The organism is Lactobacillus delbrueckii subsp. jakobsenii ZN7a-9 = DSM 26046 (genome assembly GCF_001888925.1).
Classification (GTDB): domain Bacteria; phylum Bacillota; class Bacilli; order Lactobacillales; family Lactobacillaceae; genus Lactobacillus; species Lactobacillus delbrueckii.
In genome coordinates this window covers 1,467,125-1,493,702 of the sequence record NZ_CP018218.1, presented here as the reverse complement: position 1 = coordinate 1,493,702, position 26,578 = coordinate 1,467,125, and the positions used below count along the sequence as shown (strand labels likewise).

The window sequence follows — 26,578 nt, the reverse complement described above, 5'->3', positions numbered from 1 at the left end:
GTCAGCCATAGAGCGCTAGGGGAATCCTGGCGCTCTTTTTTTCGGGCTAGGGGGATTAGAAAAGAAGGAGAAAAAGATAAAACCCAAATAAAAGAGGGAGGAAAAAATGGATACTTTTAGCAAGCTGGGCTGGTTCTTTAAAGCCCACCGCAAGCGCTACGCCTTAGGGATCACGGCCTTAGTCCTGACTTCGGCAGCCAACCTGGTCCCGCCGCGGATCCTGGGCATGATGGCTGACCAGCTGGATACGGGGAGAATCAGCTGGCAGCAATTTTTTAGCTATGTTCTGGCAATTTTGCTGGCGGCTTTGGCCCTTTATGTCTGCCGCTATTTCTGGCGCAAGCAGATTTACGGCGGAGCGGCGATTTTGGAAAAAGAACTCCGCGGCCGGCTCTTCTGGCATTTTATGCAGATGGACCGGACCTTCTTTCAGCGCTACCGTATCGGGGACTTGATGGCCCGGGCAACCAATGACGTCCAGGCCGTGCAGAACGTAGCAGGTGACGGGATCTTGACTTTGATCGACGCGATTTTTACCGGGGGGACCACCTTGCTGGCCATGATGATCCTGGTAGACTGGCGCTTGACCCTGGTGGCCATGCTGCCGCTGCCCCTTTTGGCCTTCTGTGCCCGCTACCTGGGTGATCGCCTGCATGACGCCTATATGGATTCGCAGGCGGCCTTTTCCCGCTTGAACAACAAGACTCAGGAATCCTTGTCTGGGATTAAGGTCTTGAAGACTTTTGGCCAGGGAAAGGAGGATGCGGCAGCTTTTAACAAGATGACCTATGAAACGGTAGATATCAATAAAAAGGTATTCCGGATCGACTCACTCTACGACCCAATGATTACCATGATCATCGGGATTACCTACATCATTACCATCATCTACGGTGGCCGGCTGGTTCTCAGCAAAGCGATCAGCCTGGGCCAGCTGATTTCCTTTGTGTCCTACATTGGGGCCATGGTCTGGCCAATGTTTGCCATTGGCTACCTGTTTAATGTTCTTGAGCGGGGGAGCGCCAGCTACGACCGGATTATGAGCCTGCTCAATGAAAAATCTTTGATCGTGGACTTAGATTCAATGGACAAGGAGCAGAAGCTGACTGGAGATTTGCGCTATCACGTGACCAGTTTTGCCTACCCGGATGAACCAGACAAGGCTGCCTTGGGGGCAGTGGACTTTGACTTGAAAAACGGGCAGACTATCGGCCTGGTTGGCCGGGTTGGCTCAGGCAAGACGACCATTATCCAGCTTTTGATGCGGGAGTTTGATAACTACAAGGGCCGGATCACTTTTGCCGGCCACGACATCCGGCAGATTCCCCTGGACGTCTACTTAAAAGAAATATCTTACGTTCCCCAAAACAACTTCCTTTTCTCCATGTCGGTCAGAGACAATATTGCCTTTGCCAAGCCGGATGCCAGCCAGGAAGAGGTCGAAGTGGCGGCTAAAAAGAGCGCCCTTCACGACGATATCCTGGCCTTTCCAAATGGCTATGAGACCATGATCGGGGAAAACGGGGTTTCCCTGTCGGGCGGGCAAAAGCAGCGGATATCGATTGCCAGAGCCCTGCTTCATGACAGTGAAATCTTGATTTTGGACGATGCTTTGTCAGCTGTTGACGCCAAAACTGAAAAGGCGATCTTGACTAAGCTTCGGCAAGAACGGGAAAAGAAAATTACCGTCATCGCTGCTCACCGCTTAAGCAGCGTAATGGATGCTGACTTGATCCTGGTCATGCAGGACGGGCAGGTGGCAGAAAGAGGGACGCATGAAGAATTGCTGGCCAAGGGGGGCTGGTATGCCCGGATGTGGCAGCGGCAGGAATTAGCCCAGAAGGTAGGTGAAGATGACGATGAATAATGAGGACTTCCAGTCAGTCTGGCAGCAGCAGATTTCGACCAAAGAGCAGGGGCAGATTTTAAAGCGGCTCTGGACCTTTGTCTGGCTTTACAAGGGGGAATTACTGACTGCCGTCTTAGGGATGGTGGCAGTTTCCGCGATCAATATGCTCTTGCCGACCTGGCTGCGGTATTACATGGACCACTATTTGAAGGCGGGCAAGGTTGACTTCAGCACGTTTTATTATGTTGCCTTGATCTACGGAATTGGCGTGGTATTTAAGGCGGCCTGCCAATTTACCTATGAATACCTTTATGCCCTGGCCGGGGAAAAGGCATTGGAAAAGGTCCGCCGGGTCCTTTATGCAAAAATTCACACCCTGGGGATGCGGTATTTTGACCAGACTCCAGCCGGGTCGATTTTGTCCCGGGTAACCAACGACACGATGACCCTGGGCAACTTTATGCAGGTTTTCTCTGCCTTTCTGTTAGGGATCGTCTCCATGGTAACTGCCTTGATTGCTATGTATATGGCTGACCCGGTGGCCGGGGGGATCGTGACGGCCTTTATTCCACTTATCGTTGGGGCAATCTGGCTTTATAACCGGGTCAGCTCCAAAATCTACCACGAATACCGGGCCCGCAACTCTTTGATCAACACTAAGCTGGAAGAAAGCATTGCCGGAATTTCCGTGATCCAGCAGTTTCGCCAGGAAAAGCGGATAGACGATGATTTTGAAAAAATCAACCGCCAGCAGATGCAGACCCGCTTCAAGCTGATCAGAACCAACGGCCTGCTCTTGTCGCCGTTTACGACCCTGCTCTATTCGTTGGTCTTAACCTGCGTTTTGGTCTGGTTCGGTTACCCCCTCCGGGCAACTTTTGTCCCGGCCGGGATGATTTATGCTTTTGCAAACTATGTGCAGAACTTTTTTAACCCCTTGTCGGACATGATGAACTCGCTGACCTTCTTTACCGACGGGATCGTGGCTGGCAAGCGGATCTTCAAGATTTTGGACCAGGAAGAATACGAGCCTGAGCAAAAAGAGCTGGCCAACGCCAAGATTACGGAAGGGAAAATTGAGTTTAAGCATGTGTCATTCTCATATGACGGCAAGCATGACGTTCTCCGCGATGTTTCCTTCACCCTTAATCCAGGCGAGACCCTGGGGATCGTTGGCCACACGGGTTCAGGCAAGAGTTCAATCATCAACGTGATGATGCGCTTTTACGAATTTCACTCGGGCCAGATCTTTTTGGACGGGATCGACATCCGGGACTTTTCCAAGGCAGAATTACGGCAAAAAATAGGCCTGGTTCTCCAGGAACCCTTCATGTTCTATGGGGACGTGGCTTCCAACATCCGCTTGTACAATGACAAGATCACTGATGAGCAGATTGAAGAAGCCGCCAAAACTGTCCAGGCTGACCGCTTTATCGAAAAATTGCCTGGGAAATACCATGCTAAGGTCATTGAAGGCGGATCGGAATTCTCCAGCGGGGAAAGACAGCTGATTTCCTTTGCCCGAACCCTGGTAACCAATCCTAAGATTTTGATTTTGGACGAAGCAACGGCCAACGTGGACACGGAAACAGAAAGTTTGATTCAAGCAGGACTCAAAAAGCTCCGCCAGGGCCGCACGACCCTGGCTATTGCCCACCGCCTGTCAACGATTGCTGATGCTGACCAGATCATTGTTTTAGACAAGGGGAGAATCGTCGAACACGGCAAGCACGAGGACTTGCTGGCCCAAAAGGGCTACTACTATGACCTTTACACCCTCCAGCAAAACCGGGAAAACTAAGAATGAATTAAGACAAAAAAGAGCGCGCCCAGAAGACGCGCTCTTTTATTATTCTAATCCGGCAAGCTGGAGATTTTTAACAAAGGGGAGACTTTTCAAATCAGCCAAAAGGGTGTTGATGTCTCCTTCAAGGCCGGCCAGGTCCAGGGACATCAAGACGCTGGCGTGGCTGGCCAAAGGGATGGCCTGGGAAATAGTCAAAACCGAGGCCCGGTGGTCGGTCACGCAGGTCAAAACGGCTGACAGGGCCCCAGGCAGGTCAGCTAAAAGCAGAGACAAGACCGCCTGCTGGCCCCTTGCAGGGTCCTTGGCTCTAAAAACATAGTCTTTATAGCGGTAATAAGTGTTGCGGGAGATGCCGATCCGCTCAGTCGCCTCGGTGACGGTGGCTGCTTCCCGGCTGTCCAGCATTTCCCTTGCCTCTAGGACCTTCTCCAGATAGTTGGGCAGGATCTTTTTATGAACGTAAAAATAGTCGGCCATGGCAAATTCTCCTTTGACATATTGCTTTAATTTTTGTTTAATAATAAGTAACTTTTCCCTTGTCAAGCCTTGCGGATAATGATACTATGTTTTTAATTCGAAAACAAGTGTCCCTAGATTAGAAACAACGGAGGCGGGTATGCAAATTGCAATCTTAGGCCGTGGCGTGGTTGGCGGTGGCATTGTCAAGCTGGTTGAAGAGGCTGAAACTCCGCTTTTGCGGAAGATTAAAATAAAAAAGATCCTGGTCCACAGAGATGAACAGATCCTGGATGACCAGCATACGACTGACTTTGTGGAAATCGTGAACGATCCGGAAATTTCAGTGGTTTGCGAGTGCATCGGGGGGGTAGAACCGGCCCACAGCTATGTTAAGTGGGCCTTGGAAGCCGGCAAGCACGTGGTGACGGCTAATAAGAAGATGCTGGCGGTCTATGCCGGCGAGCTATTTGACTTAGCCAGGCGAAAGGGCCTGGTATTGGCCTATGAGGCCAGCGTTGGCGGCGGCATCCCCTGGATTGACAACATCAAGCACATTCAGCGCCTGGAGCCGGTCACGGCCTTCCAGGGGATTTTTAACGGGACCAGCAACTATATCCTTTCCCAGATGGCAGAAAAGGACCTGGACTTTGCTGCTTGCTTAAAAGAAGCCCAGGAGCTGGGCTACGCGGAAAAGGATCCCAGCGATGACATCGACGGCGGGGACGTCTGCTACAAGGTCTGCTTGTCAGCCTTGACTGCGTTTGGCAAAATTGCTGATCCAAGCCAGGTTGACCAGTGGGGGATACGGCATTTGACCAAGGAAGACTTTGCCTGGGCCAAGGCAAATGGCCGGACCATCAAGTTGCTGGGCCGGGGCCGGCAGACAGGTGAAAAGCTATCCTTGCAGGTTTTGCCGGTCATGCTGAAAAAGACCAGCCTTTTAGCCGGAGTGGGCCTTAACTTCAATGCCCTGGAAACTGATTCCGCCTCCCTGGGTCCGGCAACATTCGTGGGCCAGGGGGCAGGGTCTTTGCCAACCGCCCACGCGGCTGTCCAAGACCTCTTGGATCTGGCTGAAGGGAAAAAGGAAATCGTGCAAAGTGCTGAACCGGGTCAGCTGACTGATGAAGAAGAGCAGACTTTCTACCTGCGGACTAACCGGGCGGATTCTTTCCAGGATGTAGTAGCAGAAAGAATCAGCGAAAAGGCATTTTTGACCAAAAAGCTGACTTTGGCGGAAATTTCAAGCCTGGTCAAGGAAAGCGGGGACCCGGCGGCCTTTTTGGCGGGAGTGGCAGATGAGTAAAGCAGTCAAATTCGGCGGCTCTTCAGTCGCCAATAGCGAACAGTTTAAGAAGGTCAAGCAAATCATTTTGGCTGATCCGGACCGCAAGTACGTGGTGACCAGCGCCTGCGGCAAGAGCGGGCAGGAGGACCATAAGGTCACCGACCTCCTCTACCTCTGCGCGGCCCACATTACCTATGACGTCAGCTATGAGTCGATTTTCCAGTCTATCGTGGACAAGTACATGGAAATCAAGCGCAGCCTGGGCCTTAAAATCGACTTGGCGGGAGAATTCGCCAAGATCCGGCAGAACATGGCCCAGAACTTGAACCTGGACTACCTGGTTTCCCGGGGCGAATACTTGACCGGCCTTTGCCTGGCTGAATACCTGGACGCAGACTTTGTTGACGCCAGCTGGGTGATCCGTTTCCATTATGACGGCTCAATTGACCTGGATAAAAGCCAGGAACTGTTAAAAGCCCAGGTTGACCCGGGCCGGCGGGTGGTGATCCCCGGCTTTTACGTGGCCGATCCGCGCATTATCAAAGATCCTGTCCAGATTCCCCGGATTACCTACTCAGAATTGCGGCAGATGAGCTATATGGGAGCCAATGTCCTGCATGACGACGCGGTTTTTCCCGTCCGGCAGAAAAACATCCCGATCAATGTCTGCAACACCAATCATCCGGAAAATCCTGGCACCATGATCATGAATGATTGCAGTGAACTTGACGCGCAAGAGCCGCCTCATGTCATCACCGGGATTACAGGCAAGCAGGACTTTACGGTCATCACCATGGTTAAGTCGCATGTTTCAGCTGAGGCAGGCTTCTTACGCAAGGTCTTAGCCGTTTTTGAAAAATTTCAGATCTCGATTGAAAGCGTTCCGGTCACGGTCGATACCTTTTCGATTGTGGTCCAGACCAAGAAAATCGAGCGCTATCTCTATGAGATCGTGGCGGAATTAAAGCAGGACCTGCACCTGGACGATATCCAGGTCGAAAGCCAGCAGGCCATGCTGGCCGTGGTTGGCCGGGCCATGCGGCAAATGCCGGGGATGTCGGGCAAAATTTTGTCAACACTGGGTGACCAGCAGATCAATATCCGCACCATCAAACAGGCCTGCGATGAACAAAGCATCGTCATTGGGGTCAACAACCAGGACCTGGTGCCGGCAATCAAGGCGATTTATCAGCAGTTTATTAGTGAAGAAAGAGTGGAACGATAAATGAAAATTGGTATTTTAGGAGCTACAGGGGCCGTTGGCCGGCAGATGTTGGAATGTATTGAAGAAAGACAATTGCCGGTTGAAGAACTGCGCATTTTTGCTTCCGAGCGCTCCAAGGGTAAAAAGCTGCCCTTTGCTGGCCAGGAATTGACCCTGGAAGTGGTCAGCCAGGAAAGATTGAATGGCCTGGACTACGTTTTGGGGGCAGTTTCTAACAGCCTGTCTAAGGAATACCGGCCCCTGATCGAAAAAAGCGGGGCAGTCTACATTGACAACAGCTCAGCCTTCCGGCAAGAAGACGGCGTGCCTTTGGTAGTTCCTGAAATTAATGGCCAAGATGCTTTAGACCACCACGGCGTGATTGCCAATCCCAACTGTTCAACTGCCATTACCTTGATGGCTCTGGCTCCAATTGCCAAGTTGTCTCCGATCAAGGCTATCAACGCCTGCACCTACCAGGCCGTTTCCGGTGCCGGCATGGGCGGGATCAGCGAACTGAAGGATGAAGTGACGGCTTTGACCAAGGGCGAGAGCGTGGAAGCCAAGGTCTTCCCGGCCCAGATCGCCTTTAACGTCATCGCTGACATTGGCAGTCCTTTGGAAAACGGCTATACGACTGAAGAAATGAAGATGCAGAATGAAGGCAGAAAGATCTTGCACTTGCCAGACTTGTTGGTGACTTGCACCTGCGTCCGGGTCCCGGTCTACCGGTCCCACTCAATTGCGGTGACGGTTGTCACTGAAGAACCGGTCTCAGTTGAAGCTGCTGAAAATGCCATCGCGTCTTTTGACGGCGACCTCCTGGTTACTGATCACACTCCAACTCCCCTGGAAAACTCCGACAAGGATATCGTGCAAGTCGGCCGCCTGCGCCGGGACTTGACCAACCCTAACGGCCTTACTCTTTGGTGCACCGGCGACCAGATCAGAAAGGGGGCGGCAACCAACGCCGTCCAGATTATGGAATACCTGGAAAATAACAAGTAATAAGTAGCAGTAAAAAGCATAAAGAAAAAGGATTGAGCGTTCATGCTCAATCCTTTTTCTTGTTGTTTTGTCATTTTTAATTATTTAGCTTCATAGTGGAAATCCGGATCCAGTTCCTGGTCGATCCGCTTCCAGGCGTCTTCCAGCTGCTGGTTGTAGGCAGCTTCGGTTTCCGGGGTCAATTTGGTCTTGCGGTCAATGACGATCGGGTTGCCAAAGTTGATTTCCATGCCTTTTCTTTGTAAGACCCCTTTAAAAGTAAGCGGGCCCTGGTAGACAGCCGGAAGCAGGGGCCGGCCGGACATTTTGGCGATAACTAGGGCGCCGGACTTAAGGGAGGCTGAGTGCCGGGTGCCGGATGGGAACATGATCAAAGACAGGCCTTCTGACTTTAAGCCCTTGACCGGGATCTTGATAACGGAAGGACCTGGATGCTCCCGGTTGACCGGGAAGGCGTGGGCATTGTTTAAGATCCAGCTGAGGACCGGATTTTTAAACAGCTCCTGCTTGGTCATGAACATGAATTCCGTAGGGCTGGCGGCCAGGGCGAAAAGAATCGGCTCCCACCAGTTCCGGTGGGGGGCAACCAAAATGTAGGTGCCTTCGGGCAGTCTTTCCTTGTGGTGGACATGCAGGTGGCCGTTTAAGACCCAGACGATGAAGCGGGCGATCGGTCTGAAAATACGATAAAGCATAAAAGAACCTCCAAATGATGTAGAATAAATTATAACACATCTAAGAATAAGGGACGGGCTTCAGAACTACATGATTGAACTAAAGGAAAATGAACGTATCGATTACATGCTGGGCGAGCAGCTGAAAATCATCCAGGACGGGCAGTCTTTTGCCTTTTCCCTGGATACCCTGCTTCTGGCTTACTGGGCCAAAGAAGCTATCAAAAACCGGTCCAAGGTGGTTGAACTCTGCAGCGGCAACGCGGCAGCCAGCCTCTACATGGCTGCTTTTAACAAGGCCCATTACGACGATGTTGAACTGCAAGAAGACATGGTTTCCAAGGCCCGGCGGTCGGTTGAATTAAACGACATGCAGGACCGGATCACGGTCCACCGGGGCAATGTCAAAGACGCGGGCAGCTTTTTGCGAAAAGACAGCTATGACGTCGTCGTGGTCAATCCGCCATATTTCAAGGCCCCGGCCGGCCACAAGCTGAACCCGGACCGGTCTAAAGCCATTGCCCGCCATGAATTGGAGATCAACCTGGAAGAAATCATCGCCGTTTCCGCCGGCCTCTTGAAAATGAAGGGGAAGATGTTCATGGTCCACCGGCCAGAGCGGCTGGGTGAGATCATCAATTACGGCTTTAAGCATGACTTGGCCGTTAAGACTGTTCAGCCCTTTGTCTCCAGAAGAGGGCAAGACGCCAATTTAGTCATCGTTGAAGCGGTCAGAAGCGGGAAAGGCGACGGGCTGGTTCTGCGCGACGCCATCGAAGTCCATGAGGCAGACGGCAGCAATACCCCGGCCATCAAGGAAATTTTAGAGGCCAAATTGCCAGAGGAAAAGCATTACTTTTATGTCCTTTTATGCAGCGACGGCAGCTTTTACGGCGGCTACACCAATGATTTAAAGAAAAGGCTGGAGGCTCATAATTCTGGTAAAGGGGCCAAGTACACTAAGAGCCGGCGGCCGGTTGAAATGATCTATCTTGAAGAATATGACGACAAGCGGACGGCCATGCAGCGGGAATATTGGTTCAAGCATCATGACCGGACCTGGAAGGAAAAATTTTTGCACGAGCAAGGGGTTAAATTTTAGGCGGAAAAGCTTGCGCTTAAAGGAAAAATCGAGTAAGCTAGATAAGCGTGCGATTGTACGCTAGAAAACACATCAAGAGCGATCGGTGTTCAGGTGCCTAAAGACAAACGGTTGAATGCTGAAATGAACGCTTGAGAGGAAATAACCTAGGAGGAATTTATTTATGTCAGTTGTATCTATGAAGCAATTGCTTGAAGCTGGTGTACACTTTGGTCACCAAACTAGAAGATGGGACCCGAAGATGAAGCCATACATCTTCACTCAAAGAAACGGGATCTACATCATCGACCTGCAAAAGACCATCAAGATGCTTGACGACGCCTACAACTACGTTAAGGCTGTTGCTCAAGACGACGGTGTTTTCCTGTTCGTTGGTACCAAGAAGCAAGCTCAAGAAGCAATCGCTGAAGAAGCTACCCGTGCAGGTCAATACTACGTCAACCAACGCTGGTTGGGTGGTACTTTGACCAACTGGACTACTATCCAAAGCCGGGTTAAGCGTCTGAAGGACTTGAAGAAGATGGCTGAAGACGGCACCTTCGACGTACTGCCAAAGAAGGAAGTTTCTTTGCTGACCAAGGAAATGGACAAGCTGCAAAAGTTCCTGGGCGGTATCGAAGACATGCCTCGGATTCCTGACGTAATGTTCGTCGTTGACCCTAAGAAGGAAAAGATCGCCGTTCACGAAGCTAACAAGCTTGGTATCCCAGTTGTAGCCATGGTTGACACCAACACTGACCCAACACCGATCGACGTAATCATCCCTTCAAACGATGACGCTATCCGTGCTATCCGCTTGATCGCCGGTGCTATGGCTGACGCCGTAATCGAAGGCAAGCAAGGTGCAGATAACGCCGACGTTGAAAAGGAATTGTCTGAAAGCGCTGAAGAAAACTCTGCTGAAGAAGTAGACGACGCTGAATAATTTGTCGTAAACTATCTTTGGAAGAATTCTGTTATTTAGTTTGACCTGGAGGACTTTTTTAAATGGCAAACATTACTGCTAAGCAAGTCAAGGAATTGCGTGAAACCACTGGTGCCGGCGTCATGGACGCCAAGAGGGCCCTGGTTGAAGCCGAAGGCGACATGCAAAGAGCTATCGAAATCATCCACGAAAAGGGTGAAGCAAAGGCTGCCAAGAAGGCTAACCGGATCGCTGCTGAAGGTTTGACTGGCGTTTACGTAGACGGCAACGTTGCTGCTATCGTTGAAGTCAACGCTGAAACTGACTTCGTTGCGCAAAACGAACAGTTCAAGACTTTGGTCAACGAAACTGCTGAAACTATTGCCAAGGGCAAGCCAGCTAACAACGAAGAAGCTTTGGCATTGACCATGCCTTCAGGCGAAAGCCTTGAAGAAGCATACGTAAATGCTACTGCGACTATCGGTGAAAAGATTTCCTTCCGCCGTTTCGCTGTTCTTGAAAAGACTGATGACCAACACTTTGGCGCTTACCAACACAATGGCGGCCACATCGGCGTTTTGACTGTTGTTGAAGGCGGCGACGAAGCCGTGGCTAAGCACATTGCAATGCACATTGCCGCAATGAGCCCAAAGGTTCTGTCCTACAAGGAACTTGACCCAGCTTTCGTCCTCGAAGAACTGGCTCAACTTAACCACAAGATTGACCAAGAAAACGAATCACGTGCCATGGTCAACAAGCCAGCTTTGCCACACCTTAAGTATGGTTCAAAGGCACAATTGACTGACGAAGTCATTGCTCAAGCTGAAGAAGACATCAAGGCAGAACTGAAGGCTGAAGGCAAGCCAGAAAAGATCTGGGACAAGATCATCCCAGGCAAGATGGCCCGCTTCATGCTGGACAACACTAAAGTTGACCAAGAAAACACCTTGCTCGCTCAACCTTACGTTATGGACGACAGCAAGACTGTTGAACAATACCTTGAATCAGTCAACGCTTCCGTAGTAAGCTTTGTTCGTTTCGAAGTCGGCGAAGGCATCGAAAAGAAGCAAGAAGACTTTGCTGCTGAAGTTGCTGCACAAATGAAGAACTAATTTCTTCTAGCAAGAAAAAGGATGGGAAAACCCATCCTTTTTTTGTCGGCAAATTTGCTTTTACAAATTTAAGCTGGTGAAATAGGATAAATAGGAGAGACAGTTTTCTGTTTTATGGTAAAATAGTTAGAGCTAATTAGGAGGGCATTATGAGTCAAGTTAAATATAATCGTATCATTTTGAAAATTTCCGGCGAAGCTTTGGCCGGGGAAAAGGGAACTGGCATTGACCCAACTGTGATCAAGAAATTGGCGCACGAAATTAAGCTGGTTCATGAAATGGGCGTGCAAATCGGCGTCGTCTGCGGCGGCGGCAATATGTGGCGCGGGGAAACCGGGGCCAAGCTGGGCATGGAAAGAGCTCAAGCTGACTACATGGGCATGCTGGCCACGATCATGAATGGCCTGGCCCTGCAAGATGGCCTGGAAACTGCTGGCGTGCAGACCAGACTGCAAACCTCAATCTCCATGCGGCAGGTAGCTGAACCTTACATCCGCCGGGTCGCAATCAGCCACATGGAAAAGAACCGGGTCGTTATCTTCGGCGGCGGCACTGGCAACCCATACTTCTCAACTGACACCACGGCTGCTTTGCGGGCAGCGGAAATTAACGCTGACGTGATCTTGATGGCCAAGAACGGGGTTGACGGGGTTTACACTGCTGACCCGAACCTGGACCCAAGTGCCAAGAAGTTTGCTGAACTGACCCAGCTGGACATGATCTCCAAGGGCCTGCAAGTTATGGACAGAACTGCCAGCTCCTTGTCCATGGACACTCATATTCCATTGATCGTCTTCAACGTCAACACTCCAGGCAACATCAAGCGGGTAGTTGAAGGCGAAAACATCGGGACGATTATCAGAGGTGATAAGTAATGAACAACGAAACGATTGCTAAAGCCAAGAGCAACATGAACAAGTCGATCGAAGTCTACCAGAGCAATCTGGCAACTGTCCGGGCCGGGGTAGCCAACGCCTCCCTTTTGGACCGGGTGATGGTTGAATACTACGGGGTACCAACTCCGCTGGTGCAACTGGCCGGGATCACCATTCCAGAACCACGGGTTTTGGTAATCACTCCATATGACAAGACTTCTTTGAACGATATTGAACACGCCATTTTGGCTTCAGACCTGGGCCTTACGCCAGCTAACGACGGTAACGTCATCCGCCTGGTTATCCCGCAACTGACCGGGGAACGGCGGCAGGAAATTGCCAAGGAAGTCGGCAAGCTGGCTGAAGAAGCCAAGATTGCTGTCCGCAATGTCCGCCAGGAAGCCATGAAGGCTTTGAAGAAGCAGGAAAAAGACGGCGAAATCACTGAAGACGAAGAACGACGCCTGGAAAAGGAAGTCCAGAAGCTTACTGACGAATCAACCAAGAAGATTGACCAGATGGCTGACAACAAGCGCAAGGAAATCACTCAGGGTTGATTATGGATAAGAATAAGCAGCTGAATCATTTGGCGATCATCATGGACGGCAATGGCCGCTGGGCAAAGAAGCGGAAAATGCCGCGCTTCATGGGCCACAAGGCCGGGATGGACAACGTTGAAAAGATTGCGCTCGCGGCAGATGAGTTAGGAATTAAAGTCCTGACTCTTTATGCTTTTTCGACGGAAAACTGGGCCCGGCCCAAGGATGAGGTCAATTATTTGATGAACCTGCCGGTCAAGTTCTTTGACAAGTTCATGCCCCGCCTGCAGGCCCACAATGTTAAGGTCAACATCATGGGCTATCTGGATGCCCTGCCGAAATCAACCAGGGAAGTGGTTGAGCGGGCCATGGCGGAAACCGCGGCCAATACCGGTCTGGTTTTAAACTTCGCTTTTAATTACGGGTCAAGAAAAGAAATTGTTTCAGCCGTGCAGGCTCTGGTAAAAGAGGCCGCCAGCGGGGAAATCACGCCGGAAGAAATTACTGAAGACATGGTCTCCGCCAAGCTGATGACCGCCAAGTTTGCACCTTATTCTGATCCAGACCTCTTGATCAGAACATCTGGCGAGCAGAGAATCAGCAACTTCCTGCTCTGGCAGATTGCTTACTCAGAGCTTGCCTTTACGGACAAGGCCTGGCCGGACTTCGACGAAAACGACTTGGCCGAAATGGTTAAGATCTACCAGCACCGGGATCGGCGCTTTGGTAAATTAGATGAAACAGATGGTTAGGTAATATGAAACAAAGAGTAATTACAGCAGTTGTTGCTTTATTGATTTTTATCCCGGTCCTGGTTGCCGGGGGAATGTGGATTGACTGGCTGGCTGCCTTTTTAGCTGCCGTCGGCATCAGTGAAGTCTTCTTGATGAAGAAGCAGATCCTGGTCTCAGTTGGCTTTACCCTGGCTGCCCTGGCCACCTTGACCTGGACCGTGCCCAACTCCTTCTTTGGCTTTTTGCCAAAAAACTGGAGCAAGTGGGGCGTCTTCTATGCCTTCGTAATGATTCTTTTGACCTGGACGGTTCTGTCTAAGAACAAGACGACTTTTGACGATATCGGCGTTTACGTCCTGTCAAGTTTGTACATCGGGACTGGTTTCCACTACCTGGCTGCGATCAGAAACAGCGATCCAGTCCATGGTTTGTGGCGCTTGCTCTTTGCCTTCGTGATTGTCTGGACTACTGACACGGCTGCCTATATGGTTGGCCGCAAGTTCGGCAAGCACAAGCTTTGGCCAGTAATCAGCCCGAACAAGACTTGGGAAGGGTCAATCGGGGCCGTGATCATCGCGGTTATCGTGACGGCAATTTATGTCAACCTGGCTCCAGTCGGCGGCGACAAGACCAGCTTGATCATTGCTTCCTTCTTCCTGTCAATCGCTGGCCAGATGGGCGACCTGGTTGAATCAGCCTACAAGCGCTTCTACGGGGTTAAGGACTCCGGCAAGATCCTGCCGGGCCACGGCGGGATCCTGGACCGGTTTGACAGCACGCTTTTCGTTTTGCCAATCGTTGCCTTGATCTTTGGAATTTAGGAGGTCGCTGTGAAAAGTATTCTAGCCTTCATTATAGTTTTTGGCCTGGTGGTCTTTGTCCACGAATTCGGGCACTTTTTCGTGGCGAAAAAGGCCGGTATTTTGGTGCGCGAGTTTTCAATCGGCATGGGGCCAAAATTGGTTCAGTGGCGGCCTGGTCAAACGACTTATACCATCCGCTGGCTGCCGCTGGGCGGCTATGTCCGCCTGGCTGGTCCTGACGAGCAGAGTGAAATCGACCCGGGGACGGCAGTTGTCTTGGAACTGAATGAGGCTGGAATTGTTACGCGAATCGATGCTTCAGAATCAGACCTGCCGATCGAAGGCCGTCCCTTGCGGGTGACTAAGGCCGATCTGGTTGATGACCTGACCATTGCAGGGTATGAAAATGGCGATGAGAGCCAGCTGGTGACCTACAAGGTCGACCATGACGCGACCATGATCGACGACACAGGCACCGAGCTGCAGATTACCCCCCGGGACGTGCAGCTGCCGGCAGCCAAACCATGGAAGAAACTGGCAACCTCTTTTGCCGGACCGTTTATGAATGTTGTTTTGGGCTTTGTGGTCTTGATGATCTACAGCTTTGCTTCAGTTGGCCCGGCAACAACGACCGTGGGCCAGGTAGCGGCAAACTCCCCGGCCCAGCACGTTTTGCAAAAAGGCGACCAGATCGTGGCCATCAACGGCCGGAAGATTAATAATTTTGACCAGGTCAGCCAGGCGATTGACTCTTCTAAGGGTAAGACCCTGACGGTCAAGGTCAAGCGGCAGGGAAGCGAAAAGTCAGTCCAGCTGACGCCAAAGTACTCAAAGAAGACCAAGTCATACCTGGTTGGCATCGTGGCTAAGGCCGATAACTCATTTTCCGCCAAGCTGAAGCGGGGCTGGGACTTGAGCTGGCAGGTAACAGGAATGATCTTCCAGGCCCTGGGCAACTTGTTCAAGCACTTCAGCTTAAACAAATTGTCTGGCCCAGTCGGGATCTACTCGGAAACTTCAAAGGCAACTTCCATGGGTCTGACCTACATGCTGGCCTTTGTTGGCATGCTGTCCATCAACCTGGGGATCGTTAACTTGATCCCAATTCCAGGTCTGGACGGGGGCAAGCTTTTGCTGGAACTCATCGAGCTCCTGCGGGGCAAGCCGATTCCAGAGGAGCATGAGACAGTCGTTGACTTGATCGGAGTGGTCTTCTTGCTGATTCTGATTATCGCCGTAACTGGCAACGACATCTACCGCTACTTTATCAAGTAGTCCTTGAAATAATAAATGTTTAGGAGAATTTAATTAATTATGCGTCAATCAATCTTTTTCATGCCGACGCTGAAGGAAACTCCAGCTGACGCGGTTGCAAAGAGCCACCAAGTAATGCTGCGGGGCGGATACATCCGGCAGGTTACGGCTGGTGTCTACTCATACCTGCCGCTGGGTTACAAGGTCTTGCGCAAGACTGAAAAGATCATTGAAGAAGAAATGGCTAATGCCGGCGTCGTTGAAATGATCATGCCGCACATGCTGCCAGCTTCAATGTGGGAAGAATCAGGCCGTCTGCCAAAGTATGGCCCGGAAATGTTCCGTCTGAAGGACCGGCATGGCCGGGAAATGCTGCTGGGGCCAACCCACGAAGAAACCTTCACTGACGTGGTGGCTAAGAGCCTCAAGTCTTACAAGCAAATGCCCCTGCACCTTTACCAGATTCAAACCAAGTTCCGGGATGAAAACCGGCCACGTTTCGGTCTTCTCCGGGGCAGAGAATTTGTAATGCTGGACGGCTACAGCTTCGCGGCCAGCCAAGAACAGCTGGACAAGCAGTTTGATGATGAAAAGGCAGCCTACCTCAAGATCTTCAAGCGCACAGGCGTTGAAGTCCGGCCAGTTATCGCTGACTCCGGGACTATGGGGGGCAAGAACTCTATTGAGTTCCAGGCACCTGCCGCTGTTGGTGAAGACACTATTGCAACCAACGCTTCCGGTACCTACGCCGCTAACTTGGAAATGGCCGTCAGCGTTGATACCTTCAAGCAAGAGCCTGAAGAACTGAAGGCGATGGAAAAGGTTGCTACTCCAGGCTGTGACTCCATTGACAAGCTGGCAGAATTCTTGCAAGTGCCAGCCACCAGAATTGTCAAGAGCGTCCTCTACATCGCTGATGAAAAGAAGAAGGTTCTGGTTTTGATCCGGGCTGACAAGGAAGTCAACGAAGTCAAGCTGACTCACCTTTTGGACTGCGACAGCCTGCGGGTTGCTGAAACTAGCGACCTGGAGGAACTGACCGGGGCCGGAAAGGGCGGCGTTGGCCCGGTAAATGCTGACTGGGCTGACGAAATCGTGGCTGACGAAACTGTCAAGGGCCTCTATAACGTGGTCGTTGGTGCTGGCGAAAGCGATGCTCAATTCATCAACGCTAACTTGGACCGGGACTTCAAGGCTGACCGCTTTGCTGACCTCCGGGTTGCCAACGAAGGCGAACCTGACCCGGTTGACCATGAACCGCTCAAGTTTACTACCTCAATTGAAGTTGGTCATATCTTCAAGCTGGGGACCTACTACACGGAAACCATGGGTGCCAAGTTCCTGGACCAGAACGGCAAGTCCCAGCCAGTCATCATGGGCTCATACGGGATTGGGGTTACCCGCCTGCTTTCAGCCGTCGTTGAACAGCACGCGACTGAAAATGGGGTTGCCTGGCCAAAGGAAATCGCGCCATTCGGGATCCACATCATCCAGATGAAGATGAAGGATGAGATCCAAAGCAAGCTGGCCGAAGACCTGGAAGCCAAGTTTGCCAAGTATGACGTCCTTTATGACGACCGTAACGAACGGCCAGGCGTCAAGTTCAACGATGCTGACCTGGTTGGCGCGCCAATCAGAATTACTGTTGGCCGCGACGCGGCTGACGGGATCGTTGAAGTCAAGCGTCCAGGCGACGACCAGGCACAAAAGCTGGCCGTTGCCGACTTGGAAGACTTTATTGCCAACGAATTAGATTAGGATTGAACTCTCGTGACTGATAAAAACCAACTTTTTCTCAAATTGTTAAAACAAGTCGGCTTTTCGACAGGGGGAGCTGACGAAGCGGTTTTACAGGCAGGGGAGATAAAAAACGTGGATGTCTACAGAAAAGAACGTAGATGGGATATCCACGTTTTTTTTACTACTCCACTGCGTTTTGAAAGCTACAATGCCTTGAACCAGGCAATTAAGCATGAATTTAATGACTTTGTTGATACTCGGCTCATAGTTGAAACGGCTGATGGCCAGCAGCAATACCTGCCAGACTACTGGCAGTACGCGGTTGAAAATTCAGAAGTCTTGTCCGCCAATCCGGCAGCCCAAAACTTCTTGGTCGGGCAGGTGCCCCATGAAGATAGTGGCCGCTGGGTTATTCCAATCAGTGGCCAGCTTTTTGACAAGATGCTGGAGCAGCGGCTCTTGGACAGCTTCTCTTTAGAGCTGCGCGATTACGGCTTCTTTAACGTCAAGCTTTTGACGGAAGTTACTGACCAGGGCGGGCAAAGCGACTTTGAAAGCCTGGCCCAGCTGGTGGAAGCCCATGAGAAGAACATGCAGGAAGCCTTCCAGCAGGCCCCGGTCAAGCCAAAGCCAGCTCCCCGGCCCAACTACCAGGGCCGGCGGGGGAAGAAGACCAGTTTTGGCCCAGGCGCCATTAGCGACAAGGCAGAGATTACCCAGTTGAAAGACTTGTCAGAAGACCAGCGCAGCGCGGTTGTCGAAGGCCATGTCTTCAAAGCGGAAATGCAGGAACTGCGGTCGGGCTCCTTTATTTTTTACGGGGAAATGACTGACTATACCGGCTCTATTTCTTTTAAGAAGTTCGTCCGTGATTCCGACAAGGAAGAAATCGAATATTTGAAAGGCATTAAGCCTGGTGTCTGGATCCGCATGCAGGGCAGCCTTAAGGATGACCAGTATGCCCATGACTTGATCTTCAACATCTACAGCATGGAATTAACCGAGCACGTGGGCCGGCAAGAAGCCTACCAAGGTGAAGAAAAGCATGTGGAATTGCACGTCCACACCAACATGAGTCAGCTGGACGCGACTAGCGATGTAGCAGACATCATCAAGACAGCCAAGAAGTTCGGTCAGCCGGCCGTCGCCATCACTGACCATGCTGGCTTGCAGGCCCTGCCGAATGCTTTTGAAGCGGGCAAAAAGACCGGGATGAAGGTCATCATGGGCCTGGAGGCCAACATGGTTGAAGACCACGGCCTGCTGGTTTTAAACCCCGCCAGCATGAAGTATGAAGACCAGGAATTCGTCATTTTCGACGTTGAAACGACCGGTCTGTCTTCTGTTTACGATACGATTATCGAAATTGGGGCGGTCAAGATGAAAAACGGTGAAGTTATCGACCGCTTTGACAAGTTCATCAACCCTCACCATCCATTGTCTGAAACTACGATTAACTTGACTTCAATTACGGACGAGATGGTCCAGGCGGCTGACGACGAAGCTGTCGTAATTAAGCAGTTCATGGACTTTTACGGCAATGACCCGCTCTGCGGGCACAATGTCCAGTTTGACGTGGGCTTTGTTAATGCGGCCTTGAAGCGCTGCGGTTATCCGGAAATCAGCCAGCCGGTCGTCGACACTTTGGAAGTTTCCCGCCTCCTGCACCCGGAACAGTCCCGTCACACTCTGGATTCGCTTTGCCGCAAGTACAATGTGGCCCTGGAGCACCACCACCGGGCCAACCAGGACGCTGAAGCAACCGGCTACCTGATGTTCAAGCTCTTGGATGCCTTTAACGACAAGTACCAGGAAGATGACCTGGGCAAGATGAACGACTACAGCAACGGGGAAGGCTACAAGCGGGCCCGGCCGACCCATATTACGGTCTTAGCCCAGAACCAAAAGCCAGGCCTGCGGAATTTATATGAACTGGTTTCCCTGGCCGGGATCAAATACAACTTCAAGGGGCTGAGAACCCCTAAGTCAGAACTCCGCCGCCTGCACGCAGGCCTTTTGTACGGGTCTGCCTGCAGCCAGGGGGAAGTCTTTATTGCCATGATGCAGAAGGGCTATGAAGAAGCCAAAAAGAAGGCGGAATTCTACGACTTTTTGGAAATCCAGCCGCCGTCAAACTACTCCAGCTTAATTGCCGATGGCTTGATTGCTGATGAAGCCCAGCTGGAAGAAATTCTGACCAATATTTACAAGCTGGGCAAGGAGCTGAACAAGCCGGTCGTGGCAACTAGCGATGCCCACTACATTGACAAGCATGAAGCCATCTACCGGGACGTATTGCTGGCTGCTCAAAGGGGTAACCCAAACCGCAACAAGCAGCACCCTGACTTGCACTTCTATACCACCCAGGAGATGCTGGATGAATTTAGCTTCATGGGCGAAGACATTGCTAAAGAAGTGGTCATTAGCAACCCGAACAAGATCAATGCCATGATCGATGAGGGAGTGCAGCCGGTCCAAGACGAAAGCTTCCCGCCAAAGATCCCGCATACGGCTGAACGGGTACGCAAGCTGACCTATGACAAGGCCCACGAACTTTATGGTGATCCTTTGCCGGACAATATCCAGGCCCGTCTGGACCGGGAGCTGGATGCCATTATCGGTAACGGCTACGGGGTTGTTTACCTCATTTCCCAGATGCTGGTGGCCAAGTCAGTTAAGGACGGCTACTTGGTTGGCTCCCGGGGTTCCGTTGGTTCCAGCCTGGTTGCCACCATGATGGGTATCACTGAAATCAACCCTATGCCGCCTCACTACCGCTGCCCGAAGTGCAAGCAGTCAGAATTTTTTGAAAACGGCGAATACGCCTCCGGTTTTGACCTGCCGGATAAAAAGTGTCCTGACTGCCAGGTCATGATGGTTAAAGACGGGCAGAACATCCCATTTGAAACCTTCCTGGGCTTCCATGGTGACAAGGTGCCCGACATCGACTTGAACTTCTCTGGTGACTACCAACCAGTTGCCCATAATTTCATCAGAGTTATGTTTGGGCCAAACCACTCCTTTAAGGCCGGCACCGTAGGTACCCTGGCCGATAAAAAGGCGATTGGCTATGCCAAGCACTATCAAGACGAGCACCCGGAAATCAAGATGAACAACGCGGAAGTTGACCGCCTGGCCATCGGGGTTACCGGGGTCAAGGCCACGACCGGCCAGCACCCGGCCGGGATCGTCGTTTTGCCGGATGATAAGGACATCTATGAACTGACTCCCCTGCAGTATCCCTCAGACGATATCTCCAAGGAATGGAAGACGACCCACTTTGACTTCCACCAGATCCACGACAACCTCTTGAAGTTCGACATCCTGGGTCACCAGGACCCGACCATGATCAGAATGCTGCAGGACTTGTCCGGGATTGATCCTTTGACGATTCCAACTGATGACCCTAAGGTCATGTCCCTTTTCTCCAGCCCGGAAGCCCTAGGCGTTACTCCAGAGCAGATCAATTCCAAGACCGGGACCCTGGGCCTGCCGGAATTCGGGACCCCCTTTGTCCGGGGTATGCTGGAAGAGACCAAGCCGTCGACCTTTGCCGAGCTTTTGCAGATTTCCGGCCTGTCACACGGGACGGACGTCTGGCTAGGCAATGCCGAGGAACTGATCAACAACGGCACTTGCAAGTTAAAGAGCGTGATCGGCTGCCGGGACAACATCATGACTGACTTGATTCGCTGGGGAGTTAAGGAAGAAGTTGCCTTTTCAACCATGGAAACTGTCCGGAAGGGGAAGGGGATTTCTGATGAGAACATGGCCGTCTTAAAGGAAAATAAGAACATTCCTGACTGGTATATTCCGTCTTGCTTGAAGATCAAGTACATGTTCCCGAAGGCCCACGCGGCCGCCTACATCTTGATGGCTCTCCGGGTGGCCTGGTTCAAGGTCTACTATCCAGAGATCTACTATGCCGCCTACTTCTCAGTCAGAGCCGACAAGGTCGACCTGGAAGCCATGAGCCGGGGCAAGAACACGGTTGTGGCCTTGATCAACCGGATCAAGGAAAAAGGGACGGCAGCGACCAAGCTGGAAAAGGACCTGCAGACCTACATGGAACTGGTCAACGAAGCCATTGAGCGGGGGATCAACTTCAAGATGGTCGACATCAACGAGTCTGAAGCTACGACTTACAAGATCGTGGACAAGCACACCATTCTGGCACCGTTTAACGCCGTTGACGGCTTAGGTGACTCCGCAGCCAAGCAGATCGTGGCTGCCCGAAGTGAAGCGCCATTTTTGTCAAAGGAAGACCTGCAGGTTCGTGGCAAGGTTTCCCAGAAGATCATGGACTTCTTTGAAAACAACAATGTCTTAGAGGGGATGCCTGACCAGAACCAACTTTCCCTCTTCTAAGAGCTTCTTATTTACAAGTGAGAAAAATTCTGTTACAATTTCTTTAGATCGAATATGGTAAATTCGAGTGAGCAGCGATGCTCACTCTTTTTATTACGGAGGAAAATTTTGCCAAAAAACTTAACACCTATCCTGGAAGCAATCGAACCGGTCATTATCGGTCATGACTGTGAACTTGTTGATTTGGAATACGTCAAGGAAAAGAGTCAATACTATCTGCGAATCTACGTTGACAAGCAGCCAAACGGGATTGACATCGAAACGATTGCGGAGCTGAGTGAGTTGGTTGGAGAAAAATTGGACTCAATGCAGCCAGATCCGCTGCCAGACCCGTATATTTTGGAACTATCCTCACCGGGCCTGGAAAGACCGATCAAGAAGGAGCAGGACTGGGAGAAGGCCAAGGGCCAGTACATCCATGTCGGCCTCTACCAGAAATTGGAAGGCGAGAAGGTCTTTGAAGGTCATTTGCTTGACCTGGACGACCAGGAGATTAAACTGGAAATTAAGATCAAGACCCGGCGCAAGCAGCTGACTATTCCACGCAAGCAGATCGCCAGCGCCCGTTTTGCAATCGAATTTTAGAAAGAGTGATCCAAAACTTATGTCAAAAGAAATGCTGGAAGCCTTTGACGTCTTGGAAAAGACCAAGGGTATCAAACAAGACGTTATCGTTGAAGCCATGAAGGCTGCTTTGGCCGCTGCCTACAAGAAGAACTACGGCCTAGCGGAAAATGTCGAAATCGACTTTAATGAAAAGAAGGGCGATTTTAAGGTCATGGCTTTGAAGACGGTGGTTGACGAAGTGCAAGATGACCGGGTGGAAGTCAGCTTAAAGGATGCCCTGGCCATCAACCGGGCATACGAAGTCGGCGACACGATCAAGTTCGAAGTTACCCCAAAGGACTTCGGTCGGACCGCGGCAGCTACGGCTAAGCAGGTCGTAATGCAGCGCCTGCGGGAAGCGGAAAATGCCCACATCGTCAACGAATACTCCCAATACGAAGATGAACTGGTCACCGGGACAGTAGAAAGAACTGACAACCGTTTCGTTTACGTCAACATCGGCAATGTTGAGGCAGTTATGGACATCAAGCGTGACACTATTCCAGGTGAACACTACAACCCGCAAGACAGGGTCCGCGTCCTGGTCACCAAGGTCGGTGCTGACGGCAAGGGAGCCCAAATCCGGGTTTCCCGTACCGCTCCGGATGTCGTTAAGCGGCTTTTTGAACAAGAAGTGCCGGAAATCTTTGACGGGACCGTTGAAATCATCTCCATCGCCCGGGAAGCCGGCGAAAGAACCAAGATTGCCGTTAAGTCCAACGACCCGAACATCGACCCGGTTGGTACCTGTGTTGGCCCACGCGGCAGCCGGGTGCAGAACGTGGTCAACGAACTGGGCGGGGAAAATATCGACATCGTGCAGTACGAAGAAGACCCATCTGACTACATCGCCAATGCCTTGAACCCGGCTGAAGTCATCGCTGTCCAGTTTGAAGACGAAGACGATGAAAGGAAAGCCTTCGTGATCGTGCCGGACTACCAGCTTTCCCTGGCTATCGGCAAGAAAGGGCAAAACGTCCGCCTGGCCGCCCGCTTGACTGGCTACAAGATCGACATCCGGCCAGAATCCGAAGTCGAATTTGTTGACGAAAGCGAAGTAGAAGATGAAACTGAAGTAGCAGAAGATCAAGATCTCCAGCAAACAGAAGCTGAAGAAGCAGAAGACCTGGATCTTGACGATGAAGAATAGGTGATTTCCTTGAAAAAAAGAAAAATCCCCATGCGGAAGGACTTGTTGACCGATACGATGCAGCCGAAGAAGGATTTGGTCAGAATCGTCGTTGACAAGGAAAAGAATGTTTCTGTTGATCCAAGCGGCAAGAAGCCGGGCCGCGGCGCTTATGTTTCCTTAAAACCGGAGAAGATCGCTGCCGCCCGAAAGTCAAAGGTGCTGGAACGCAGTTTGGGCGTGAAGGTAGCCGATGAATTTTACGACGAGCTCTTCGCTTACGTGGACCACCAGAAGGCAAGAAAAGAATTATTTGGTGATCAAAAATAATTAACAACCGAGAGAAAGCCTTAAATTTGCTTGGTTTGGCCACCCGGGCGGGGAAGACCGTTTCGGGCACGGACATCGTTTTGGCCAAATTGAAGAAGGGCAAGCTTAAGTGCATTATCATCGCGAATGATTTAGCAGAAAACAGCCGCGGCAAGATTGAAGCTGCTGTAAAGGCCCACCCAACGCCATTGGTCGACGTCTTTACGGAAGCTGAACTCAGTCAGGCTGTAGGTAAGAAACGCAAAGTTTTGGCATTAACAGATCGTGGTTTTGCGAAAACCTTGCTGGATAAGATTAAAGAAGGAGTGTGATCTAATGACCAAGAAACAAGAAAACGAAAGTTCAAAGGAATTGGGCATGGATAACAAGAAAACCAGCGGCAAGTCTGGTAAAATAAAGATTTCAGTCAGTGCTATTCGCAAGGGCGAAAAGAAGACTGAGGGCAAGAGATCAAACACCCGCCGCCGGGCTAACAACCACTCTAACGACCACAGCAAGCGCCGCCGGCCAGCTGCCCAGGATTTGCTGAAGGACCTCAAGCAAAAGCAGCGGGCTGACGAAGCACGTCTGGACCAGGAAAGCAAGGCTGCTAAGCATGAATACAAGAAGTCCTTGAACAAGGCTGAGGCCAGCGAAAGCAAGCCGGTTGTCAAGAAGGTCGAAAGTGCCGAAAAGCCTGCTGAAACCGCAGCTGAAGCACCAAAGGTCCGTGGGCCAAAGATCTTGAAGCCATCCCCAGCCCGCTTGAAACAAAACCAGGCAAACAGTGAAAAGCCTGCTGCCAAGCCTTCATCTTCTCGCCGGTCAAGTTCTCGGCCAAGCTTCACTGAAGCGCCAATGCCGGAAAACAAGGAAGGCCGCCGCAGAAAGAGTGGCAAGCCAGGTCGCAAGGGGCAAAACTCTTACGCTAACCAAGGCAGAGGGGCAAATAGCGACCGCAGTCAACAGCGCAAGCGCAAGAACAAGAAGCACCAAAGTGCTCCGCAAGTTAAGAAGCAGGTTACCCAAAGAAAGGAACGTCCACTTCCAGAAAGTTTTGAATACGAAGTTGGCATGAACGCCCAAGACCTGGGCAAGATCCTCCACCGGGAACCAGCTGAAATCGTGAAGAAGCTCTTCATGCTGGGGATCATGATCAACCAGAACCAGTCTTTGGACAAGGGCACCATTGAACTGCTGGCTGCTGACTACGGCATCGAAGCTGTTGAAAAGGTCCATGAAGACATTTCCGACATCGACAATATTTTTGCCCAGGAAATGGAAGAGTCCAAGAACTCTGAAAACCAGGTTGTCCGTCCGCCAGTCGTAACTATCATGGGTCACGTCGACCATGGTAAGACTACCTTGCTGGACCGTCTGCGTCACACTCGGGTTTCTGAACACGAAGCCGGCGGGATTACCCAGAACATCGGGGCCTACCAGGTCCGGATCAACGACCGTTTGATCACCTTCTTGGACACTCCAGGTCACGCGGCCTTCTCAAGCATGCGGGCCCGCGGGGCGGAAATCACCGACATTGTCGTTTTGATCGTTGCCGCTGACGACGGGGTTATGCCGCAGACTATCGAAGCCATCGACCACGCCAAGAGCGCGGGCGTGCCAATCATTGTGGCTATCAACAAGATGGACCGGCCAGGCGCCAACCCTGCCCACGTTACTGAACAATTGATGCAGTATGAACTGATTCCGGAAAACTACGGCGGCTCAACTATCTTCGTCAACATCTCAGCCAAGACCGGGATGGGGATTGATGAACTTTTGGAAAACATCATCCTTGAAGCTGATATGCTGGAACTGAAGGCTGACCCGAAGCAAAAGGCGATCGGTACGGTTATTGAAGCCCGTCTGTCCCGGGGCAAGGGGCCAGTTGCCGACGTTTTGATCCAGCAGGGTACTCTGCGGGTCGGTGACCCAATCGTTGTTGGTGACACCTTCGGCCGGGTTCGGACGATGACCAACGACAAGGGCCACCAGGTCAAGAAGGCTACGCCATCAATGCCCGTTGAAATTACTGGTTTGAACGACGTGCCGGAATCTGCCGACAAGCTGGTTGTCTTTGCCGATGAAAAGACTGCCCGCGCGGTTGGTGAAGCCCGGGCACAGCAATCCCTGCAAAAGCAACGGGAAAACGTACAGCACGTTACTCTGGACAACCTCTTTGACACAATGAAGCGGGAAAGCATGAAGTCCGTTGACATCGTTTTGAAGGCTGACGTGCAAGGGTCTGCCGAAGCCTTGGCTCAATCCCTCCAAAAGATTGACGTTGAAGGCGTTCGGGTTAACATTATCCACTCCGGTGTCGGGGCCATCAATGAAAGTGACGTTACCCTGGCCAGCGCTTCAAACGCCTTAATCATCGGTTTCAACGTCCGGCCAACGGCTACGGCCAAGAGCCAGGCTGCCCAAGAAGGCGTCGATATCCGCCTTTACAGTATCATCTACAAGGCGATCGATGACGTTAAGGCCGCTATGCAAGGGATGCTGGAACCAACTTACGAAGAAAAGGTTATCGGTAACCTTACTGTCCGCGAAACTTGGAAGGTCTCCAAGATCGGGACCATCGCCGGTGCCTTTGTCGACAACGGTTACGTGACCAGAGAATCAGGCATCCGGGTCATCAGAGACGGCGTGGTCAAGTACGACGGCAAGGTTGCCTCACTGCGCCGGTTCAAGGACGACGTCAAGGAAGTCAAGGCAGGCTTTGACTGTGGTTTGACCATTGAAAACTTCAACGATATCAAGGAAGGCGACGAACTGGAAGCCTACGAAATGCAGGAAGTTAAGCCAGGTTAA

General features: G+C 51.4%; 22 protein-coding genes. 20 read left to right on the top strand and 2 right to left on the bottom strand.

What is annotated here, in order from left to right; genetic code table 11:
* Nucleotides 1-106 precede the first annotated feature (106 nt).
* Together LJ046_RS07615 and LJ046_RS07610 are read left to right on the top strand one after the other, a co-directional pair.
* A complete protein-coding gene (locus tag LJ046_RS07615; RefSeq protein WP_002876766.1) occupies nucleotides 107-1,867 on the top strand; it encodes an ABC transporter ATP-binding protein in 1,761 nt (586 codons plus the stop codon).
* Nucleotides 1,860-3,650, top strand: a complete 1,791-nt coding sequence (locus LJ046_RS07610) for an ABC transporter ATP-binding protein (protein ID WP_002876764.1) — start codon at nucleotides 1,860-1,862, stop codon at nucleotides 3,648-3,650. The genes LJ046_RS07615 and LJ046_RS07610 overlap by 8 nt, the downstream gene beginning before the upstream one ends.
* A 48-nt stretch (nucleotides 3,651-3,698) precedes the next feature.
* Here LJ046_RS07610 and LJ046_RS07605 read toward each other — a convergent pair whose 3' ends face one another.
* Complete coding sequence (locus tag LJ046_RS07605; RefSeq protein WP_002876762.1) at nucleotides 3,699-4,133, bottom strand: ACT domain-containing protein; 435 nt, start codon at nucleotides 4,131-4,133, stop codon at nucleotides 3,699-3,701.
* Between the two features lie 139 nt (nucleotides 4,134-4,272).
* On the opposite strand from LJ046_RS07605, the gene LJ046_RS07600 reads away from it, so the two are divergent.
* From LJ046_RS07600 to LJ046_RS07590, 3 genes are read left to right on the top strand one after another with little or no spacing between them, the layout of a single operon-like run.
* The gene (locus tag LJ046_RS07600; RefSeq protein WP_002876761.1) at nucleotides 4,273-5,421 is read left to right on the top strand and encodes a homoserine dehydrogenase; all 1,149 of its coding nucleotides are present in this window, start codon (nucleotides 4,273-4,275) and stop codon (nucleotides 5,419-5,421) included.
* The gene (locus LJ046_RS07595) at nucleotides 5,414-6,628 is read left to right on the top strand and encodes an amino acid kinase family protein (protein ID WP_002876758.1); all 1,215 of its coding nucleotides are present in this window, start codon (nucleotides 5,414-5,416) and stop codon (nucleotides 6,626-6,628) included. The genes LJ046_RS07600 and LJ046_RS07595 overlap by 8 nt, the downstream gene beginning before the upstream one ends.
* Entirely contained in the window at nucleotides 6,629-7,615 is a 987-nt protein-coding gene (locus tag LJ046_RS07590) for an aspartate-semialdehyde dehydrogenase (protein WP_002876756.1), read from the top strand.
* Nucleotides 7,616-7,695: 80 nt separating this feature from the next.
* Here the strand turns inward: LJ046_RS07590 and LJ046_RS07585 are convergent, their stop codons facing one another.
* A complete protein-coding gene (locus LJ046_RS07585; protein WP_002876751.1) occupies nucleotides 7,696-8,310 on the bottom strand; it encodes a lysophospholipid acyltransferase family protein in 615 nt (204 codons plus the stop codon).
* A gap of 70 nt (nucleotides 8,311-8,380) precedes the next feature.
* On the opposite strand from LJ046_RS07585, the gene LJ046_RS07580 reads away from it, so the two are divergent.
* From LJ046_RS07580 to infB, 15 genes are all read left to right on the top strand, one after another.
* The gene (locus LJ046_RS07580) at nucleotides 8,381-9,391 is read left to right on the top strand and encodes a GIY-YIG nuclease family protein (protein WP_002876745.1); all 1,011 of its coding nucleotides are present in this window, start codon (nucleotides 8,381-8,383) and stop codon (nucleotides 9,389-9,391) included.
* A 163-nt stretch (nucleotides 9,392-9,554) separates the two neighbouring features.
* On the top strand, nucleotides 9,555-10,316 hold the full coding sequence (gene rpsB, locus LJ046_RS07575) for a 30S ribosomal protein S2 (protein WP_002876742.1): 762 nt from the start codon (nucleotides 9,555-9,557) through the stop codon (nucleotides 10,314-10,316).
* 62 nt (nucleotides 10,317-10,378) lie between these two features.
* On the top strand, nucleotides 10,379-11,407 hold the full coding sequence (tsf, locus tag LJ046_RS07570; RefSeq protein WP_002876741.1) for a translation elongation factor Ts: 1,029 nt from the start codon (nucleotides 10,379-10,381) through the stop codon (nucleotides 11,405-11,407).
* Between the two features lie 149 nt (nucleotides 11,408-11,556).
* Complete coding sequence (gene pyrH, locus LJ046_RS07565; RefSeq protein WP_002876740.1) at nucleotides 11,557-12,282, top strand: UMP kinase; 726 nt, start codon at nucleotides 11,557-11,559, stop codon at nucleotides 12,280-12,282.
* Nucleotides 12,282-12,839, top strand: coding sequence for a ribosome recycling factor (gene frr / locus LJ046_RS07560; RefSeq protein WP_002876738.1), 558 nt, complete (start codon nucleotides 12,282-12,284; stop codon nucleotides 12,837-12,839). The genes pyrH and frr overlap by 1 nt, the downstream gene beginning before the upstream one ends.
* Before the next feature lie 2 nt (nucleotides 12,840-12,841).
* On the top strand, nucleotides 12,842-13,573 hold the full coding sequence (locus LJ046_RS07555; RefSeq protein ID WP_035176398.1) for an undecaprenyl pyrophosphate synthase: 732 nt from the start codon (nucleotides 12,842-12,844) through the stop codon (nucleotides 13,571-13,573).
* 5 nt (nucleotides 13,574-13,578) lie between these two features.
* On the top strand, nucleotides 13,579-14,376 hold the full coding sequence (locus tag LJ046_RS07550) for a phosphatidate cytidylyltransferase (RefSeq protein ID WP_002876734.1): 798 nt from the start codon (nucleotides 13,579-13,581) through the stop codon (nucleotides 14,374-14,376).
* A gap of 9 nt (nucleotides 14,377-14,385) precedes the next feature.
* Entirely contained in the window at nucleotides 14,386-15,633 is a 1,248-nt protein-coding gene (gene rseP / locus LJ046_RS07545) for an RIP metalloprotease RseP (RefSeq protein ID WP_002876732.1), read from the top strand.
* A gap of 39 nt (nucleotides 15,634-15,672) precedes the next feature.
* A complete protein-coding gene (locus tag LJ046_RS07540; RefSeq protein WP_002876730.1) occupies nucleotides 15,673-17,370 on the top strand; it encodes a proline--tRNA ligase in 1,698 nt (565 codons plus the stop codon).
* Between the two features lie 12 nt (nucleotides 17,371-17,382).
* Nucleotides 17,383-21,720, top strand: coding sequence for a PolC-type DNA polymerase III (locus LJ046_RS07535; protein WP_002876727.1), 4,338 nt, complete (start codon nucleotides 17,383-17,385; stop codon nucleotides 21,718-21,720).
* Between the two features lie 108 nt (nucleotides 21,721-21,828).
* Complete coding sequence (gene rimP / locus LJ046_RS07530) at nucleotides 21,829-22,305, top strand: ribosome maturation factor RimP (RefSeq protein ID WP_002876725.1); 477 nt, start codon at nucleotides 21,829-21,831, stop codon at nucleotides 22,303-22,305.
* Between the two features lie 19 nt (nucleotides 22,306-22,324).
* Nucleotides 22,325-23,476, top strand: coding sequence for a transcription termination factor NusA (gene nusA / locus LJ046_RS07525; RefSeq protein WP_002876724.1), 1,152 nt, complete (start codon nucleotides 22,325-22,327; stop codon nucleotides 23,474-23,476).
* 9 nt (nucleotides 23,477-23,485) lie between these two features.
* Entirely contained in the window at nucleotides 23,486-23,785 is a 300-nt protein-coding gene (gene rnpM / locus LJ046_RS07520) for an RNase P modulator RnpM (RefSeq protein WP_002876722.1), read from the top strand.
* Nucleotides 23,786-23,811: 26 nt separating this feature from the next.
* Nucleotides 23,812-24,096, top strand: coding sequence for a L7Ae/L30e/S12e/Gadd45 family ribosomal protein (locus tag LJ046_RS07515; protein ID WP_002876720.1), 285 nt, complete (start codon nucleotides 23,812-23,814; stop codon nucleotides 24,094-24,096).
* Between the two features lie 4 nt (nucleotides 24,097-24,100).
* The gene (gene infB / locus LJ046_RS07510; RefSeq protein WP_002876719.1) at nucleotides 24,101-26,578 is read left to right on the top strand and encodes a translation initiation factor IF-2; all 2,478 of its coding nucleotides are present in this window, start codon (nucleotides 24,101-24,103) and stop codon (nucleotides 26,576-26,578) included.